12 protein-coding genes are annotated in these 18629 nt (G+C 36.9%); 6 read left to right on the top strand and 6 right to left on the bottom strand.

What is annotated here, in order from left to right; translation table 11 throughout:
- Positions 1 to 13: 13 nt before the first annotated feature.
- The 5 genes from ACMAYS_RS02025 to ACMAYS_RS02005 all read right to left on the bottom strand — a co-directional run bounded on the left by ACMAYS_RS02025 (position 14) and on the right by ACMAYS_RS02005 (position 7371).
- Positions 14 to 1327, bottom strand: a complete 1314-nt coding sequence (locus ACMAYS_RS02025; RefSeq protein WP_412462646.1) for a glycerol-3-phosphate dehydrogenase/oxidase — start codon at positions 1325 to 1327, stop codon at positions 14 to 16.
- A 14-nt stretch (positions 1328 to 1341) separates the two neighbouring features.
- The gene (locus ACMAYS_RS02020; protein WP_412462645.1) at positions 1342 to 2787 is read right to left on the bottom strand and encodes a hypothetical protein; all 1446 of its coding nucleotides are present in this window, start codon (positions 2785 to 2787) and stop codon (positions 1342 to 1344) included.
- 5 nt (positions 2788 to 2792) lie between these two features.
- Entirely contained in the window at positions 2793 to 5357 is a 2565-nt protein-coding gene (secA, locus tag ACMAYS_RS02015) for a preprotein translocase subunit SecA (RefSeq protein ID WP_103217315.1), read from the bottom strand.
- Between the two features lie 15 nt (positions 5358 to 5372).
- Positions 5373 to 6497, bottom strand: coding sequence for a M23 family metallopeptidase (locus ACMAYS_RS02010; protein ID WP_146037805.1), 1125 nt, complete (start codon positions 6495 to 6497; stop codon positions 5373 to 5375).
- A gap of 124 nt (positions 6498 to 6621) precedes the next feature.
- Positions 6622 to 7371, bottom strand: a complete 750-nt coding sequence (locus ACMAYS_RS02005) for a Stp1/IreP family PP2C-type Ser/Thr phosphatase (RefSeq protein ID WP_412462644.1) — start codon at positions 7369 to 7371, stop codon at positions 6622 to 6624.
- Positions 7372 to 7636: 265 nt separating this feature from the next.
- Between ACMAYS_RS02005 and ACMAYS_RS02000 the strand changes: the two genes are divergently transcribed.
- The 4 genes from ACMAYS_RS02000 to ACMAYS_RS01985 all read left to right on the top strand — a co-directional run bounded on the left by ACMAYS_RS02000 (position 7637) and on the right by ACMAYS_RS01985 (position 14269).
- Positions 7637 to 9691, top strand: coding sequence for a PrkA family serine protein kinase (locus ACMAYS_RS02000; RefSeq protein WP_103217572.1), 2055 nt, complete (start codon positions 7637 to 7639; stop codon positions 9689 to 9691).
- 29 nt (positions 9692 to 9720) lie between these two features.
- Positions 9721 to 10842 (top strand): DUF444 family protein, encoded by a 1122-nt coding sequence (locus ACMAYS_RS01995; protein WP_103217312.1) that lies wholly within the window; start codon positions 9721 to 9723, stop codon positions 10840 to 10842.
- A 24-nt stretch (positions 10843 to 10866) separates the two neighbouring features.
- Positions 10867 to 12348 carry a SpoVR family protein gene (locus tag ACMAYS_RS01990; protein WP_103217311.1) on the top strand — a complete coding sequence of 494 codons (1482 nt, stop codon included), beginning with the start codon at positions 10867 to 10869 and terminating at the stop codon, positions 12346 to 12348.
- Between the two features lie 94 nt (positions 12349 to 12442).
- Complete coding sequence (locus ACMAYS_RS01985) at positions 12443 to 14269, top strand: hypothetical protein (protein ID WP_412462643.1); 1827 nt, start codon at positions 12443 to 12445, stop codon at positions 14267 to 14269.
- Positions 14270 to 14282: 13 nt separating this feature from the next.
- Here ACMAYS_RS01985 and ACMAYS_RS01980 read toward each other — a convergent pair whose 3' ends face one another.
- The gene (locus ACMAYS_RS01980; RefSeq protein WP_103217309.1) at positions 14283 to 15713 is read right to left on the bottom strand and encodes a hypothetical protein; all 1431 of its coding nucleotides are present in this window, start codon (positions 15711 to 15713) and stop codon (positions 14283 to 14285) included.
- 80 nt (positions 15714 to 15793) lie between these two features.
- Between ACMAYS_RS01980 and ACMAYS_RS01975 the strand changes: the two genes are divergently transcribed.
- On the top strand, positions 15794 to 17494 hold the full coding sequence (locus ACMAYS_RS01975) for a hypothetical protein (protein WP_412462642.1): 1701 nt from the start codon (positions 15794 to 15796) through the stop codon (positions 17492 to 17494).
- Between the two features lie 12 nt (positions 17495 to 17506).
- Positions 17507 to 18562, top strand: coding sequence for an RNA polymerase factor sigma-32 (locus tag ACMAYS_RS01970; RefSeq protein ID WP_103217307.1), 1056 nt, complete (start codon positions 17507 to 17509; stop codon positions 18560 to 18562).
- The last annotated feature ends 67 nt before the right edge of the window (positions 18563 to 18629 follow it).

The following is an 18629-nucleotide window of genomic DNA, read 5'->3' as shown; positions in this document are numbered from 1 at the left end:
CGCAGCTAGGAAATTAGAGGCGTCTGTTAAAGTCTTCTTCACAACGAATAAATTCATACTTTCTCACTTGCGCTTCTTGCTCAGGAGTAAAACCTTTTTGCTTAAATGGGTTGTAGCGCATTTTGAAGCGAAATTCAGCGAGGGTCTTATCTTGAATATAGGCCTTCTTATGTTTGTGTACTATCGATCTTGCAACATCTTGGGCCATCGTTCTAAATGTTGTGTACTTGCCGCCAACTAGAACATGGCAATTCTTTAGTGGTTGAAAGTATTTGTGTACGCGTGCTGTTTTTCCAAGAGTTGCTGTCGAGTCATCTTTAACAAGAGGTCTTATTCCTGCAAATGATGAGAGAATATCATCTTCTTGAATTTTAGCTTTTGGAAAATATTGGTTTAAATTTGCTAATAAGTAAGTGATCTCTTCTGCAGTCGGCTTTAAATCAAAGTATTCTTCTTCTACTTTAGACTCTGTCGTTCCTACAAGTATACGATCAGCTTGTGGAATGACAAAGATTACTCTTCCATCATTTGGTGTTAGTAGAATTGCTGTTTTAATCTTAAGGCGCTCTTTTGAGATCCAAATATGACTTCCACGTGATGGTAGAAGTTGTGGATTCCAATGTATTTGCGCAGACTTTGCTAGAACTTTATCGGTAAAAGGCCCTGTTGCAAAAACGATGTCATTGCAGAAAACTTCCTTAGTCACACCTTCGATCTCATCTTTCAAAATGACACGAATTCTACCATCATTAAGAAATTCATAATCTTCAAGTCCTATATGATTAAGAGCATGACAGCGTGGATTGATTGCAGCGTCTCTTAAAACTTCAATGGTTAGGCGTCCGTCATGTACAACAGCATCGTGGTAGACACCGCTTCCTTTAAGATCCTCTTCTTTAAGATCTGCATTTATTTCAAGCGTTTCAATCTTGTTTTTCATCTCATAAGGAGAATTTTGAAAGCTTGATAGTAAATCATATAAGAATAATCCAATTCTAATCATCCACTTTGGACGAATCGAATCAGAGTATATGGGTAGATAAAATTTTTCTTCAAAGCAAAGGTGCGGTGCAAGTTTTAACCAAAGATTCTTCTCATGTAGTGCTTCCCAGACGAGAGGGAAGTCAAAGTTTTCAAGATAACGAATTCCTCCGTGAAGCATCTTCGAGCTTTTTGAACTTGTTTGAGAGGCAAAGTCCTTCTTATCGATAAGAAGAGTATCAATATCGTGGAGACTTAAATCTCTAAAAACTCCCGCTCCAACGATGCCACCACCAATAATAATAGTGCTATAAAAATCTTTTGTTTCGCTTAAATTGCTAATCATAATTGTCTATTTAGCTATGCTTTGTTCTCTTCTAGAACGACATAGTCCCCATGGGCCATGATAATGATATTATTTGATGTCGAATCACTGCGTTGGTGATTAACTGTAAAATGAATTGAGATAATTGCATTAGCACCCTTTTTAAACGCACTTTCCCTAAACAATTCGCTGAAATATTCAATTAGGTTAATGGATTTAATATCATTAAACTCATTGCCATCAATAACTTCATTGATTTGCATTGGTCCAAGGCTATGTGTTATCAAATATCCCGGGACGAAGTGAGAAGAGCTTAATAAGACATCTTCTTGCGTAAAATCCCTGTCATTTCTTATAAAGTGCTTCGCCTGATTCTGATTAATTGAGCGTGGCCCTGTTAATCCTCTTTGATCGCTATGGTCATAGTTTGGACTAGCATGAATTTCATGAGCAAGACCTAGTTTTATCACACGACAAAAGCGACGTAATTTTCCTGCTAAGTAAATTGCACTAAACTCACCAATTTGGGCGATGAGAAGTTGTCCACTCTCTAAGCTTCTTCGATAAAGTTCTTCATTGTCACCTAAGAGTCCGTGCTCATTCAATATAGCAAGAATACTCTCGTCGTATTCACCAGGAACTATTCCTTGCATAAGAATTGAAAATGGAGGATTGCCTCCAATCGCTACCTTTCCATATGTTGAATTGGCCGCAAAATCTCTAACTTCTCTAAAGTCTTGGGCCGGCCTTATTTCAGGTGCGACTGTTTCAGGAGTCGCCGTAAGAGGTGTTTCAACTTGTTCATAGGACTCAATTTGCGGTGCTACAAACTCTTCTTGTTCAACTTCACTCTCAGCTTCGTATTCGGGTTGGTCTTCTTCAAGAGGTGAGAGCTCGATTTCAGCTTCTTGGTCTGCTTCTTGGTCTGCTTCTTGGTCTTCTTCTTGATCTGCTTCTTGGTCTTCTTCTTGATCTTCTTGAAAAGTCGGGAAGTTTTCAAAGCTTGAATCTTCATCGTCACTTTGCTCTTCTTCAACACTATCTAAGTCAGCAGACTCTTCAAAGTCGTCGACCTCGTCGAAGTTGTCAGACTCTTCAAAATTGTCAAAGTTGTCAAAGTTGTCAAAGTTGTCAAAGCTTTGCTCTTCATCACTTTCTTGGTCACTTTCTTCATCTTCAAGCTCTGGCCCGTCAAACGCGTAATCGGCTTCGTCATACGATTCTTCTTCTGAGAAGTTTTCGTAATTTTCGGCTTCATCCTCAAACTCGTTTTCGGAGTCATTTGAATTATTAGAATACTCAAATGGCGCTAACTCGATTTCCGCCTCATCTTCTTGTTCATCTTCCTGTTCATTTGATTGGCCATCATCTGACTCATCGAGATCAGCAAGAAGCTTGTCGAGTTCATCATCACCTTGATGAAGAAACTCTGACAAGTCTTCAATACGTGTTAAATCGTTTTTGTTATCGCCATCTGACATATTAATTATGATCCGTGACAGTGTTTAAATTTCTTTCCAGAACCACATGGACAAGCATCGTTTCTTCCAACTTTAACTTGGCCACGAGAGCGTGGAGCTTGTTGTTGTACAGGCTCATCTAGACCTTCTTCTTCAGCAATTCTTTGTGCTTTTAGAAGTTCTAATTGTCTTTGTAGTGCTTCTTCTTGCTCACGTCTTAGTTCCTCAATTTCTTCTTGAGTGTAAAGACGAACAGTAAACATGTTGCGTACAACACTTGCTTTTACATCAACACGCATTTGTTCAAAAAGGTTAAATGCTTCTCTCTTATATTCTGTAAGAGGGTCTTTTTGTGCGTAGGCCTTAAGATTGATCCCTTCTTTAAGGTGATCCATATTTCTTAAGTGATCCTTCCAGTGTTGATCAAAAGTTGATAGTAGAATTTCTCTAAGTGCTAGAGTTACTTGTCTATCATCATATCCAGCTAATTTGCTTTCTAGGATTTCCTTAGCTCTTTCTTCAAAGTACTTACTAACATTTCCTTCAAATTTTTCTGAACATTCTACAGCGCTTACTTCATATTCAGTGTTAAAAGTTGCACTAAAGCCAGACTTCATATCTTCCCAAGGAAGGTCTTCTAATGGAACTTTCTTTTGCGGGCGATAATTTTCATATAAGTTATCTGCAACATCTTCTGTCATCTCTTTTACAAATCCAAGGTTGTCTTCATCTGAAAGGATGTCACGACGGATACGGTAGATAACACGACGTTGTTCATTCATAACGTTATCAAAATCAAGAAGGTGCTTTCTGATTTCAAAGTTATGAGTTTCAACTTTCTTTTGAGCTTTAGCAATCGCATTAGTGATCATCTTGTGCTCAATAGGCTCATCCTCTTCCATCCCAAGAGTGTTCATAACCTTTGCGATACGATCACTTCCGAAAATTCTCATTAAATCATCTTCAAGCGATAGGAAGAATTTTGAACGTCCTGGGTCTCCTTGACGTCCAGAACGACCACGAAGTTGGTTGTCAATTCGACGTGACTCGTGTCTTTCTGTACAAAGGATATATAGACCGCCAAGGGCCTTCACTTCGTCATTAATTTTAATGTCGGTACCACGACCTGCCATATTTGTTGCAATAGTAACGGCACCTTTTTGACCAGCATTTTCAATGATGGCCGCTTCTCTACCGTGTTGCTTAGCATTTAGTACATTGTGTGGAATACCAGCTTTTTCAAGTTCTTGAGAAAGTAGGTTAGAAGAATCAACTGTAATTGTCCCAACTAGAACCGGTTGACCTTTCTCATTTAATTCTCTTAGAAGCTTAATAATTGCTCTATACTTTGCTTGCTTGTTCTTATAGATAACATCAGCTTCATCAACACGAGCAATTGGAAGATTTGTAGGAATAACAATTACATCGAGATCATAGATCTTTTTAAATTCTTCCGCTTCCGTATCTGCTGTACCTGTCATACCTGCTAGGTTTGAGTACATTTTGAAGTAGTTTTGGAAAGTGATTGATGCAAGAGTTTGGTTTTCTTGCTTAATCTCTACGCCTTCTTTCGCCTCGATCGCTTGGTGAAGTCCATCTGACCAACGAGAACCTGTTTTAAGACGCCCTGTGAATTCATCAACGATAATGACTTCACCATCTTTAATGATGTAATTAGCATCTCTTTTAAATAAGTGGTGAGCACGAAGGGCCTGATTTAAGTGGTGAAGCAGAGCTGAGTTTTCGATATCGTAAAGATTATCAACTTTCATTAGCTCTTGAACTTTCAAAATCCCTTCTTCTGTGAAAACAGCCGACATTGATTTTTCATCAATCGTGAAATGTTTTTCGACAGTAAGCTGTGGAATAACTTTATTTGCAACACCATAAAGTGTTGAGTCACCTTCACTTGGACCTGAAATTAATAGGGGAGTTCTGGCCTCATCGATTAGAATCGAGTCAACCTCATCCACGATACAGTAGTGAAAATCTCTTTGAACATATTCTTCAAGTGAGAATTTCATATTATCTCTTAGATAATCGAAAGCAAATTCGTTATTTGTTCCGTATGTAATGTCTGAAGCGTAAGCCGCTTGGCGCTCTTCATCTTCCATGTCTGCAATGATGCAACCAGTAGTTAATCCAAGCCAGTTATAAAGAACACCCATCTCTTTAGCATCACGGCTAGCAAGGTAGTCGTTAACTGTTACAAGGTGAGCACCTTTTCCTTCAAGAGCTTTTAGATAAAGAGGCAGAGTCGCAGTAAGAGTCTTACCTTCCCCTGTTTTCATCTCCGCAATAATCCCTTTAAAAAGAACAATACCACCAATGATCTGAACATCGTATGGACGCATACCAAGAACACGCTTTGCAGCTTCTCTTACTGTCGCAAATGCTTCAGGAAGAAGTTGTTCAAGAGTTGCTCCTTCACTTAGGCGTTGCTTAAACTTAGTCGTTTGGGCCTTTAGTTCCTCATCACTAAGCTTTTCCATCTGTGCTTCAAGTGAGTTGATTTCATTAACAATTGGCATGATTTTCTTGATGTCACGATCGTGTTTCGTGCCAAAAAAAGACTTAAGCGGATTAAACATTTAAATTTCTCCTAATTAATCCAGTACATAATAGAGAGGGTCCACCGGCGTTCCATTTACACGAATTTCGTAGTGTAAGTGGGGGCCTGTCGATAAACCGGAGTTTCCAACTTTTGCAATTGGTTGCCCCCGTTTGACCTTTTGGCCTTTTACAACGATGTTTTCTGAATTATGTCCGTAAACTGTAGTTATACCGTATCCATGATCTATTTCAACGTGGTTTCCAAAACCGTAATTTTTCTTTGATACTTTAACGATACCATCCGCTGGCGCTAAGATGATTGTTCCAATTGGTGCACCGACGTCTAGGCCTTCGTGCATCTTTACACGTTTTGAGTAGTGACTCATACGTGGACCGTAGTACGAAGTTATCCAGCCTCGGGCCGGAAGTAGAGTTGGCGTTGATCTTAAAAAAGATTCGCGATCAAGTAAGAATTGATCGAGCTCATTAACACGAATCTCTAAGTCACCTGAAATCTTGCGTAGAATTGAATATCGATAATCAAAAAACGCGAAGTTTTCAGCTAACTTAAAACTTTGTTTAATTAAGCTACTCCATTCCTTTGTGAAGCTATAACCAGAAGTTAGACCAAAATTAGTAGCGATCTTTCTTTCATACAGATCATTGATGTCACTAAATTCCTCAACTGTTTTGAGTTCCTTTAGTTCCGACTTAACTTTGTCCATTAACTCCTGGTCTCTTTGCGGAATGAGAACAGATTGTGGGTTACGAGATGGATTTGATGGTGCCGAATGATTATGGCCGTGATCACCTTCTTGGGCCTCTTGTTCATCAGAGTTCTGCATTACAGGCTTTGTCAGATCAAAATCTTTAAAACCAGAGATGACTCTTAATTTACTTTCGATTTTTTGAATACGTTCAATATCATCGGTTAAAGTATTGAGCTTCATATTAAAGAGCTGGATTTGCTCTTTAAGCTGACGGTTTTCAATACTCAAGTGACGATTTTCATATACCTGCTTAAGGATCTTTATATAGTCAAAAGTGAGAATTCCAATAACTGCTACAATGATAACTATGAAGAATAATACAGAGTTGAAGATCACGCGCGGTATGCGAAATGACTTAACTCCTTTTTCTTTTTCAGGAATTACCATAATTGTGTAAAAACGACTCAAAATTACTTCCTTGAATTTTCAATAATTTCTGATGTTTATTGTAGGTTTCTTGATAACAGTTTGCAAGACATTAATCTATGACACATTGAGACGAAATATTTTTCTCAAGTAGTGAAAGTTAAGATTAGTTAACTACAGCTAAGATTACAGATATATTGTCCTGACCACCGTGTTCGTTGGCCTGTCTAACAAGTGTCTGTGCACAGTCGTGAATGAGCTGATGACTTAGTTCGTCGTTCTTTTTGATCATGTCATTAATGATGAAAAGAATATCTTCATCGCTTAGCTTTCCATGAAGTCCGTCAGAGCAGAGTAGAAAAATATCACCTTTACTAGGTTTGTAATCGTAAAGGTCGACTTCAATTCCTGATTCAAAACCAACCGTTCGTGACAAGTAATTCTTATTCGGATCATTTGCTGCTTGATCGCGGGTATAAATTCCAAAATTTATTTTTTCTTGAATAACTGAATGATCTTTTGTTAGTTGAAAAATTTGACCTTGAGTAATGACATAAGCACGAGAGTCTCCAACATTTGCAATACTTGCTTTATCTTTTCCAAAAAGAATTCCAACAACAGTTGTTCCCATTCCTTTTAGCGATGGTTCTTCATCCGCATAGTTTTTGATTTTTTCATTTGCAAAGTGAACAGAATCTTTAAGTACTTCTGAGATATCAGTGCTGGCAGCTTTTAGTTCTTTAACTTTCTCTGCAATATATTTAATTGCCATTGTAGAAGCGAGTTCACCTCCAGAGTGTCCACCCATGCCATCTGCTACAATATAGAGTTTACTTGAATTTCCAACGTAAATAGAGTCCTGATTGGTTTCTCTCTTGCGGCCAATATCTGATACGCCGGCACAAATAATTTCCATGTTCACCCTTGTAATCCCTCAACAATTCTTAATCTGTAATTCTTATATTTTCAAATGGATACAGATTTTAGTCAAATGCTTTTGTTTGACTTCAATTTTGCCAAGAATTTGCCTAGTAAATTTAGTGATTACTTGATTGTTTTACGGTGTCAAAAAGTCACTACATATTTTTTTTATACTTACCTTTGATCTTACTTAGTTTTTCACGTTATAATATATTTAGGAATTTAGCTTGCAGAGAATGCAAATCATGGATGGAGAAAATATGACTAAAATGAATATGAAAGACTTTATGAGTGAGAACTACAAAGTTGAAGACTTTGCTCACTTACACTGGACAGGAAGTTTTCAAGAATATGTAGATCTTGTATCTGAAGATCCTCGAATCGCACGCAATTCATTCCAAAGAATTTTTGATATGATCATGACTTTTGGAACGAGCACATACCTAGAATATAAAAAAGAAATTACTAGATATCACTTCTTTGATGATCCAATTGGAAATGGTAAAGATGCCGTTTTTGGGATTGATGTACACTTAATGAAATTAGTAAACTTTTTCAAGGCCGCTGCTCTTGGTTACGGAACTGAAAAAAGGGTATTACTACTTCACGGTCCAGTAGGTTCTGCTAAATCATCAATTGCAAGAAATCTTAAAAAAGGTCTTGAACACTACTCAAGAACAGATGAGGGAGCTCTTTATACTTTCGAATGGTATGACGAAGAAGAATCAGACATTCTTGGTGGTCAAAAAGTTTTTCCATCTCCAATGCATGAAGACCCATTAAAGCTAATTCCACATGAAGTAAGAAAAGAATTCATTGAAGCAATGAATAAGGGTAATAAAGAACAAAAAATTAAAATTCGCGGAGAAGTTTGTCCTGCTGACCGTTATATCTTAAATGAGTACATGATTAAATATGACGGTGACTTCATGAAAGTTATGGAAAATCACATCCGTGTTAAGAGACTTATTCTTTCTGAAAAGGATCGTCTAGGTATTGGTACTTTCCAACCTAAAGATGAGAAAAACCAAGATTCAACTGAACTAACAGGTGATATCAACTATAGAAAGATCGCTCAATACGGATCTGATTCAGATCCTCGCGCCTTTAACTTCGATGGGGAATTCAATATCGCTAACCGTGGTATTATCGAATTCATCGAAATGTTAAAGCTTGATGTTGCTTTCCTTTATGACCTACTAGGAGCGTCTCAGGAACAGTCAATTAAGCCAAAGAAATTTGCTCAAACAGATATTGACCTTGTCATTCTTGGTCACACAAATGAGCCTGAATTTAGAAAGCTTCAAAATAACGAATTTATGGAAGCTCTACGTGACCGTACTGTAAAAATTGATATTCCTTATATTACTCGTCTTGATAATGAAGTGAGAATTTATCAGCGTGATTTTAATGCTGAAAAAATCCCTCATGTTCACATCGCTCCACATACTTTAGATATGGCAGCAATGTGGGCAGTTTTAACAAGAATGGAAGAGCCAAAGAAAGCAGACCTTACTCTTGTTCAAAAACTTAAGCTTTATAACGGTAAGACTCTTACTGGGTATAATGAAGACAACGTAAAAGAGCTTCGTAAAGAAGCGGTAAGAGAAGGTTTAGAAGGTATTTCTCCTCGTTATATCCAAGATAAAATTTCTAACGCTCTTGTTAAGTATGGACACACTGGTTCACTAAACCCATTTATGGTTTTCAACGAACTTGAGTCTGGACTTAAAAATTCTATGGCAAATAATCCAGAGGCAGTAGATAAGTATCGTGAGATGCTAGCAATCGTTCGCCAAGAGTATACAGACATTGTTAAAAATGATGTTCAAAAAGCTATCTCTCTTGATGAAACTGCAATTGAGACTCTATGTGCAAATTATATTGATAACGTTAAGGCCTACACTCAAAAAGAGAAGGTTCGCAACAAGTACACAGGTAAACTTGAAGAAGCGGATGAGCGTTTCATGAGAAGCATTGAAGAGAAGATCGACATTGCTGAATCTCGCAAGGATGACTTCAGACGTGAGATCATGAACTACATCGGTGCTCTTGCAATCGAAGGTAAACAATTCGATTATAAAATGAATGAAAGACTACACCGTGCACTTGAGCTTAAGCTTTTTGAAGATCAAAAAGATGCGATTAAACTTACAACAATCATCTCTAATGTTGTTGATAAAGAAACACAAGAGAAGATTGATGTTATCAAGTCTCGTCTAATTAAGAACTATGGTTACTGTGAAATTTCAGCAACTGACGCTCTTAATTACGTCGCTAGTATATTTGCAAAAGGAGACAGTGCTAAGTCTTAGGACTTAGCACCTCCACAACTGGAGAGTTAATGGATCACCCGATTAAAAGAGACCACGCACGTTTTCGAAAAATTATTAAAGGAAAGGTGCGTGATAATCTAAGAAAGTATATTGCTGGCGGTGAGATGCCAATTCCAAAGGGCAATGGGCAATTTAAAGTACCAATGCCCTCAATCAACACTCCTCAATTTCGCTTTGGTGATAAAAGCCAAGGAGGAACAGGACAGGGTGATGGCCAGCCAGGAGATCCAGTCGATGGACAAGGTGAACCGCAAGAAGGTCAAGGGGAACCAGGTGAAGCTGGTGAGCAGGAAGGTGATAAGGCCCTCGATGTTGAAATGAGCTTAGATGAGCTTGCTTCAATTCTAGGAAATGAGCTAGCACTTCCTAAGATCGAGCCTAAAGGTAAGAAGAATATGCAGTCAACTGTTGATCGCTACACAAGTATCGGTACAGTTGGACCAGATTCACTTAAGCACTACAAGAGATCTTTTAAAGAGGCCCTAAAGCGACAAATCGCAATGGGGACATATGATCCAAAGAACCCTGTCGTTGTTCCAATCAAAAGTGATATGCGCTACCGTGCAAGTGATTCAAAGATAGAATTTGAAAACTCTGCAGTTGTAATCTACATGATGGATGTTTCAGGATCAATGGGGGATGAACAAAAAGAAATTGTTCGCACAGAATCTTTTTGGATCAATCTCTGGCTTAAGTCGCAGTATAAAGATATTGAAATTCGCTATATCATTCATGATGCAACGGCAAAAGAAGTTGATGAAGAAACATTCTTTAGAACTCGTGAAAGTGGTGGGACTCTTATTTCATCGGCACTTAAACTTTGTAAGGATATGATTGCTAGCGATTATAATTCAGATGAGTGGAATATTTATCCTTTCCATTTTTCGGATGGTGATAACTGGTCTGCAGAGGACACTAAGGTTTGTCTTGATATTTTAAAGAATTCAATTATTCCAAACTCAAATGCATTCTTCTACGGACAAGTAGAGTCTCGTTATGGTTCAGGTCAGTTTTATAAGGACCTCGCCAAAGAATTCGGTGAAAAACACGAAGATGTTATTTTGAGTAAAATTAAAAATAAAGAAGCAATCCTAGATTCAATTAAAGACTTTCTAGGAAAAGGTAAGTAAGGCGTGACTCCAGTAATAAGTAGTATGGAAAGAACTAAACCACTAAGTGGAGAACTTGCAAGATTAAGAGATGAGGTTCATAGCTATGCAGTAGAATATGGCCTTGATTTCTATCCTGTTGTTTTTGAAGTTTGTGACTACGATACAGTTTGTATTTTAGCAGCAAATGGAGGTTTTCCTTCTCGCTACCCGCACTGGAGATTCGGGCTCGAGTATGATCGTCTTGCTAAAGGAAACCGTTATGGTTTTCAAAAAATATACGAACTTGTAATCAATACTGACCCTTGCTATGCATATCTTTTAAGCTCTAATCGCTATGTTGATCAGAAACTTGTTATGGCCCACGTTTATGGGCATGCTGACTTCTTTAAGAATAATGCTTGGTTTAGAGGAACAGATCGTCGCATGATGGATGTTATGGCCAATCATGGAACGAAAGTTCGTCGTTATATGGATAAATATGGCCAAGACCGTGTCGAAGAATTTATTGATACAGTCTTATCATTTGAAAACCTACTTGATGTTAATGTGCTCTTCCAAAGTGAAGAGAAGCAAAGAACATCTGCTGATGATGAATTTGAATTTAAGGATGACCGCTCGCAAGTTCTTAAGTCATTTATGAATTCTAAAATGGCGCGCTCAGGCCTTGATAGCGATAAGGTGGAAGTTAAGAAAACACCACTAGAGCTTCTTGATGAAGAAATTCGTGGAACACGTGATATTATGAAATTTCTAATTGATCACGCTCCAATTGAAGACTGGCAAGCCGATATCATTGGAATTCTAAGAGAGGAAGCTTATTACTTTCTTCCTCAGAGAATGACTAAAATTATGAATGAGGGGTGGGCATCTTACTGGCACTCTAAGATTCTTACTAAGAAGGCCTTAAATAGTTCTGAAATTATCGACTTTGCAGATATTCATTCTGGTGTAATGGCCATGAGTAAGCAAAATATCAATCCATATAAGATCGGCATTGAGCTTATGCGTGACATTGAATACCGTTGGGATACTGGAAAATTTGGAAAAGAGTATCAAGATTGCACAGACCTTCATAAAAAAGAAAATTGGCATATTGAAACAAATATGGGACGTGAGAAAATCTTCGAAGTAAGACGCACTCATAATGATATTACTTTCATTGATGAGTTCTTTACTGAAGAATTCTGTAATCGTATGCAGCTTTTTACGTATAAGTATAACTCGCGTACAGGACGCAATGAAATTGAAACGCGTGACTTCAAAGAAATTAAGTCAAAGCTTCTTAATCAATTAACAAATTTTGGTACACCAATTATTGAAGTGGAATCGGCAAATTATAAGAATCGTGGTGAGCTTCTTCTTCGTCATGTACACCAGGGAGTAGACCTTGACGTTGGGCAGGCCCAGGATACAATGGCCAATATCTACAAGGTTTGGAAGAGACCTGTCTCAATCACTACTATCGTTGAAGATAAGTCCATTGTTTATCTTTTTGATGGGATTGAGTTTAAAGAAGATAACTAACGAGTAATCTATATTGCTTATTGACCTAAAATTACTTTCAAGTAAAATTGAAGTATCTTTAGATATAAGAATTTAAGTCAATTTAGGAATATTCATGCTTTCAAAAAGTACCCTCTTCGTTTTATCGTTAATCTTTTCAATTCAAACCTTTGCAGCGATAAAGTTAAATTCTGGACGTGGTGATATTTCACTCGTTAGCAAGAATGGCTCACGCCAAATTGACGCAACAAAAATTTCCCAAGAGATAGGACTTTCTCAAGACACTCTTATCATTACTGAAGATAATTCATATGCCCGCCTTGTTAATGATCGCGGTGATACTATTTTTATAGGGCCAAATTCGAAGGTTACTATTGAACTAATTAATGCGACAGAAGGTGACTTTATTTCGCTTCATGCTGGCCTTGTTAGAATCATGGCAAAAAAGCAGCGAAAGGTAAGAGAGGGGCGATTTGATCGCGTCTTTGTGCGCACTAATAGCGCTCTTGTAGGACTTGAAAACTCTGACTCTCTTATCCTCTACAATATCTATAATAACGTAACAGGTGCTCTTACTTTTACAGGTAAGGCCAATATGAAAAGAGTTAATCGTTCTCATAAATTTAGTGCAGGTGAAAGACTTGTTTTTAGAAGAAGCGTTAAAGAGCAAAAGATCAAGTTTAAGTTTCGCACAAATAATGAACTCCAAAACTTTAGCATGGAAATTAATGAAGTCCTCTTTGGGGATAACTTAAAGGACGTCTCAACTGTTTCTAGAGGACAGTATAGTGCTACTTTTCACGATTCTAGACCAGTGTCTATGCCTGTAAAAATCAATCCTCTGCAATTATCAAGATTATACAGTAATAGACTTCTTGATATGACAGTTTATTCTGAAGATACTGATAGTGATGATTTTAATATTGCACCATATCCTTTAGTTTCTAACTTAATGAAGCCTGCAGAACAAGTTAGTTCTTACCGCGGGCAGTACTCTGCTAATCAAAGAAGATACGCGCCAAAGGCAGGTGGCCTTATTGATTTAGTTTCTGGAATTTATATTCCACCTGAAAAAGATGCCACTTTTAACGAAGAATACCGAGTATATGAGGCCCGTGAAATCGGCCGCATTAATGGTTCAAATGGAAACTTTATTGCACCTAAAAATCTGACTCTTGATCCAAATCGTGGCTTTGTTGTGGTCAACAATACTCATGAGTCAATTGAGAAGCAAAATCAATTAAATAATCTTTTAAAGTCAAATCTCTTATTGGCCAGTTATAAAAATGTAAGTGGAAAGAAAATGACTACGGCAGAAAGATTTTCTTCAAATATCATTGGCCTTTCACTCGTTAACCAAGGTTATACTTACGGTTATGGTTCAGGTGATTTTGAACTGAGTAAGCGTGGTATTGAGCTAAGTTTAGCTTTGATTGGTAATGGAAGTTTTAGGCCATTTGCAAAATTTAGACTATTAAATGAAAATTTTGAAACCTCTGCTTTTTCAAATAATATCGAACGTTTTTATCAAATGAATTTAGGTCTTGATTATCAATTCGGCCATATTTTCTATCTTAGCGGACAACTGTCAATTGATGAGGAGCCTATCGTACTTAGTACTAGTTCAAGTATTGTAAGTGCAACTCTAACTAATTTTATCGGGGAGTTTGGTCTAAAAGTAATTAATCTAGATAAATTAGATCTTTTTGCACGCGCCGGTGCTAAGTATAATCTTGCTAATGCTGATGATGGATTTGATGTTGATAGTGGGATTGGTTTCTATTTTGGAGCTAAGGCCGATTACTGGCTAAATCGTGCTAGTTTCATTTTTGCGGAATTTGATTATCTGGCCCATTCATATTCAATTTCTGGTGGTGGAAATGATAGTGATGTTGATATGAGTGGAGCGGTATTAAATATTGGCTATCGCTATTCTTTTTAAGAAAAGATTTTTATCAGTGCCCAAGTTTTGGGTACTGAGCTAGATCAAGCTCGTAAATATCTTTTTGATAAATTAAGACAGGCTCTTCGAATTTCTTATCTGAGACAGGTGCTATCATCGCCTCAAGTCGGTCCTGTATTGTTTTAGATTCCATTTTTTGGTCTTTTCTTATGACTTCAGTTGTAAAGTTATTCCAAAGTTTCGATTGCATGTGTAACCAACAACTGATGATATTCTTATTCAGGCACGATTTATCACTCAATTGTACCCAGTTTTGATCGTTATTTAACAGTTTTAAATATGTACTTAAAATAGCTGCTTCATAAGGAAGTCTTTTGTTGTAACGAATATCAAGATTATTCATCAGATAGACGGCCTCCTTAAATTTACCTTCTTTAATAAGAATATTTATTCTCAATAATTCTTTCTCTCTCGATAAAGAGTCTGATACGGGTATCTTTGATAGGGCAACCCTTGCGTTTCTAAAGTTACCACTAAGCCATGCGGCAGCTAATAGTAACTTATTATTTACAATTGATTCAGGTTTTAAAATCAAGTTAGAGATATAGTGTGAATAGGCCGTTTTAATGTCACCTTTATGAACTTCCATGTGGCCTTTGATCTTGTTTGTATTCGTATTATCTATTGATTGCGCAAGTTTTAAAGCCTGATCATATTTTCCTGCATTATAAAGGTTTACTGCAACTAAAGTTCTAAGCATTGGATCAGCATAGAAATCAACAGGGATTTTTCCATAATGCTTTAACACTCTCTCATGTTCTTTAAAAAAGATTCCATATCTTAGAACTGTCTTAATGATATCTAAGTTATTGCTGGCCATGAGATCTCGTATTTGTGTTGATCTCACATATCCTTTCAAGCGTTTTTCTAAAACCAAGTTAAGCCATGTATTATCTTGATAAGGGTTTTTATTATGTACTCTAATAATGCAATTATTGTATATTTCTTCAACCTTTGAATCCATTTCCTTTGGCATAGAAAGGGCACTAACCATTCTTAGTGTACAGTTTTGATAAAACCATGATGCATTATCTTGAAGAGAGGCAAGCGTATCTCTTGTCTCCTTTGCTCTAGCATCTGAAAAGTATGCTAGAACAAGGAAGCGTTTAATAAGGAGTTCTTTCTTATAACTATTAGTCTTTGCAAGTAACTTTTCTAATACCAATATGGCATCGTTGGAATGGCCGTCTATTAAAAGTGACTTGGCCACGCGTAATTGATCGAGAAAGTCTTTACGATCATCAAGTTGTAGGCCTTCGTTAAAGTAGGCGGCCTCAATCTCATGATAAATATTGTATGGAGGATCAAGTTCTCTTTTTGCTTGTCTGGAAATAATCGAAGAATACGATTGGGCACGAATCATTTCACTTAGTAATGATAAGCTAATGAGTATAAGAATGGCCTTTAGTGAAATTATTTTCATATTTTAATTCTTTTAAATTTCCTATTAAACCTTTCGGGAATAATTCCGATAACTTAAGGGAAACTTTAAATGGATTTTACATGGATGTTTTCGCAAAATTCTTAAATTATATGCGCATTGTTTTTGTGAGCTTATTTGGTCTGCTGTCTCTTTATTCACAAGCTGCCGATAGCCTTGTTTTAAACAAGCAAGGGGATATGATTTTTGATAATCTGAGTAAATCAATCGAACAATCTCGCGTTAAAAATTCAAAAGAAAACTTTGATCTCTTAAATGATTATAGAAAATTTTATCTTGAAGATGAGAAACTTGATTATTTTTGTCGTGAAAATAGCGCAAAATTATACTTTAAAAATGGCCTTGAAAGAGACGAGTTTTATCGCACTATCATGGCAACTCTTCAGTATAAGATGATGACATATTCGATGCATGCAATAGCGACTTATGCCAAGAAACTTCAATTTGATAGCGAGCAATATGATAATTTAGTAAGATCTCTCATCTCAAAGTGTTCGCAAAATATAACTTTAATGGGACATCGTCTTATAAAGTATCATTTCGATAATTACTTCAAAGACGAAGGCGAAATATTCTTGCCAATAGATCAAAGAAAGAAATTATTTACAGATAAACTTAATAAGCTACAAAGTGAAAATGAAATTCTTGTTAATGAACTTTATTATACGACAGGGATTTTTTCACACGCATGCTCTTGGGGAGGTCAAGTTGAGTATCCTAGAGAGCTTTCAAAATTTCTTTCTTCTTCCGCTGTTATGAGTTTTATCATCCGTGAATTAAGTGGCCTAGATACTTATAGCTATGATGATAAATTGTCTGACAAAAAAGGGGCGCTTTGTCGCAATCAAATTTGTCGTCCAAAAGAAATCACAAAAATTCAAAATGGAATCATCCGACCAGTTGGTTCTGCCAATTTAAATTTTGATTTCAAACTAGCGTATTGTGAAAAATTTCGTTTCTCTTCTCCTAAATATTCGACAGAAGTTAGTCCTGAGTTAGTGAGTGCTCTTGATGAATTTAAAGAAGAGAGGCCGCGCTTAATTGGTCAGTTCTTGGCCCTTGTTACTCGCATACCTGATTTTAATGTATGGACTCATGATTCAAAAACAATTAAGGACTATATTTCATTGTCAAATGATGGCCTATGGGATTTTTGGGCATCAGATTATCTGAAATCAAATTCTAAAAAGCTCTCTTACGAAGAGGCCCTAGTTATGCAAGTTGATAAAGAAGTAAATAACTACTTTGTTTATCATAAAAGCTTTCCTCAGATTAATTTCAATGTTCTTCATGGAGAGTTTGATAAGGCAAGTGACATCAATAATATGTTAGGCCTACATTTTGATATTAATATTCCTCGTACTGATATCAAATGGATTTATGAGCAATATAAAATCGCTCATGTTGGAAACGATGATAAGTCGATCAAGAAGTTAAAGGAGCGTTTGGCCCTTTATGTCGAAAATGATTACAAGGATATTAAAGATACGCTGATGCAGTTTTCAGTAAATGCTGATTTAACGCAAATAATAACAGATGAGCTTTTTAGACAATTTGATATAATTGATATGATTGAGCTACCAAAGGGTGAAGATAATAGACAACTAAAGATTGGCGTAAATATTAGAATTGCACCATTTGCTCTTGTTGCAATACGAAATAAAAGAATTGTATCTGATCTATCAAGTAGAGATTTAAGTGAAATTAAGTCTTTAGAAACTCTAAATAATATCGATTCTATGGCCTCGGAAGCCAAAAAATGATAAATAGCCTTAATGGCAAAAATTAATAACAATAATAAGAATAACAATCAGTCAGATCCTAATTATGATGTTGAGGTTCTCCCATCAGTTGAGGATTCTGATCTTTTTGATAATGATGTCGAAGTAATCGAGGATGATCACGAGTATGTTGATATCAGTCCTAAAAAACTTACGATAGATGAAGAAGTTGAGCTCATTCAAGAGACTCTTCCGGCCCTGGCCTCAAATCTTCCTGTTCCTTCAAAACTAGATAATAAATTAAACCAATATCTAAAAGATATCTCACGTTATGAGCTACTTTCTCCTGAACAAGAGAAGCTGCTGGTTAAGCAATTTCGTGAATCAGGTGATATTGATTTGGCAAAGAAACTCGTTGTTTCTAATCTTCGCCTAGTTGTCAAAATCGCTATGGAGTACCGAAGTGCTCACGCCAATGTGATGGATTTGATTCAAGAAGGGAATATTGGCCTTATGAAGGCCGTCTCATTATTTGAACCAGATAAAGGCGCAAAGCTTTCATATTATGCTTCTTGGTGGATTAAATCTTATATTCTAAAATTTATTCTCGATAACTTTAAGTTAGTTAAACTTGGTTCAACAAATGAACAAAAGAAGTTGTTTTATAACCTGATGCGTGAAAAAGAGCGTCTCGAGGCCCAAGGGATTAAGCCTGATCATAAGACTATTGCCCAGAACCTTGATGTTAGTGAAAAGGCCGTGGCCCTGATGGATATGCGCCTGGGTGAAGGTGGCTCTGAAGTTAGTATTGATACTCCGGTTGGAGAGTCGTCTTCGACCATGGGAGACCTACTGCCTGATTCTGGTGATTTTGCCGAAGATATCGAGTTCCAACAATCCTTGAAATTATTACAAGATAATCTGGATCATTTTATCCAAGGCCTAAAGCCTCGTGACCAGGAAATCTTTCGCGAAAGGCTTCTAAATGATGCTCCGCGCTCTCTACAGGCCATCGCAGATGATTATGGGGTTTCTCGTGAGCGAATTCGTCAAATTGAGGCCCGTTTGCTCGAGAATTTAAAGGTTTACATGAGTGAAATAATACGTTAGTATGCTCAAAATTATAGCGCCCCTTTCTTGGCCTGGAAAATAACTTCCTTGCTCGGTTTTGGGTAAG

This window comes from Halobacteriovorax sp. RT-2-6, assembly GCF_047085025.1.
Classification (GTDB): Bacteria; Bdellovibrionota; Bacteriovoracia; order Bacteriovoracales; family Bacteriovoracaceae; genus Halobacteriovorax_A.
This window is presented reverse-complemented; position numbering and strand designations above follow the sequence as displayed.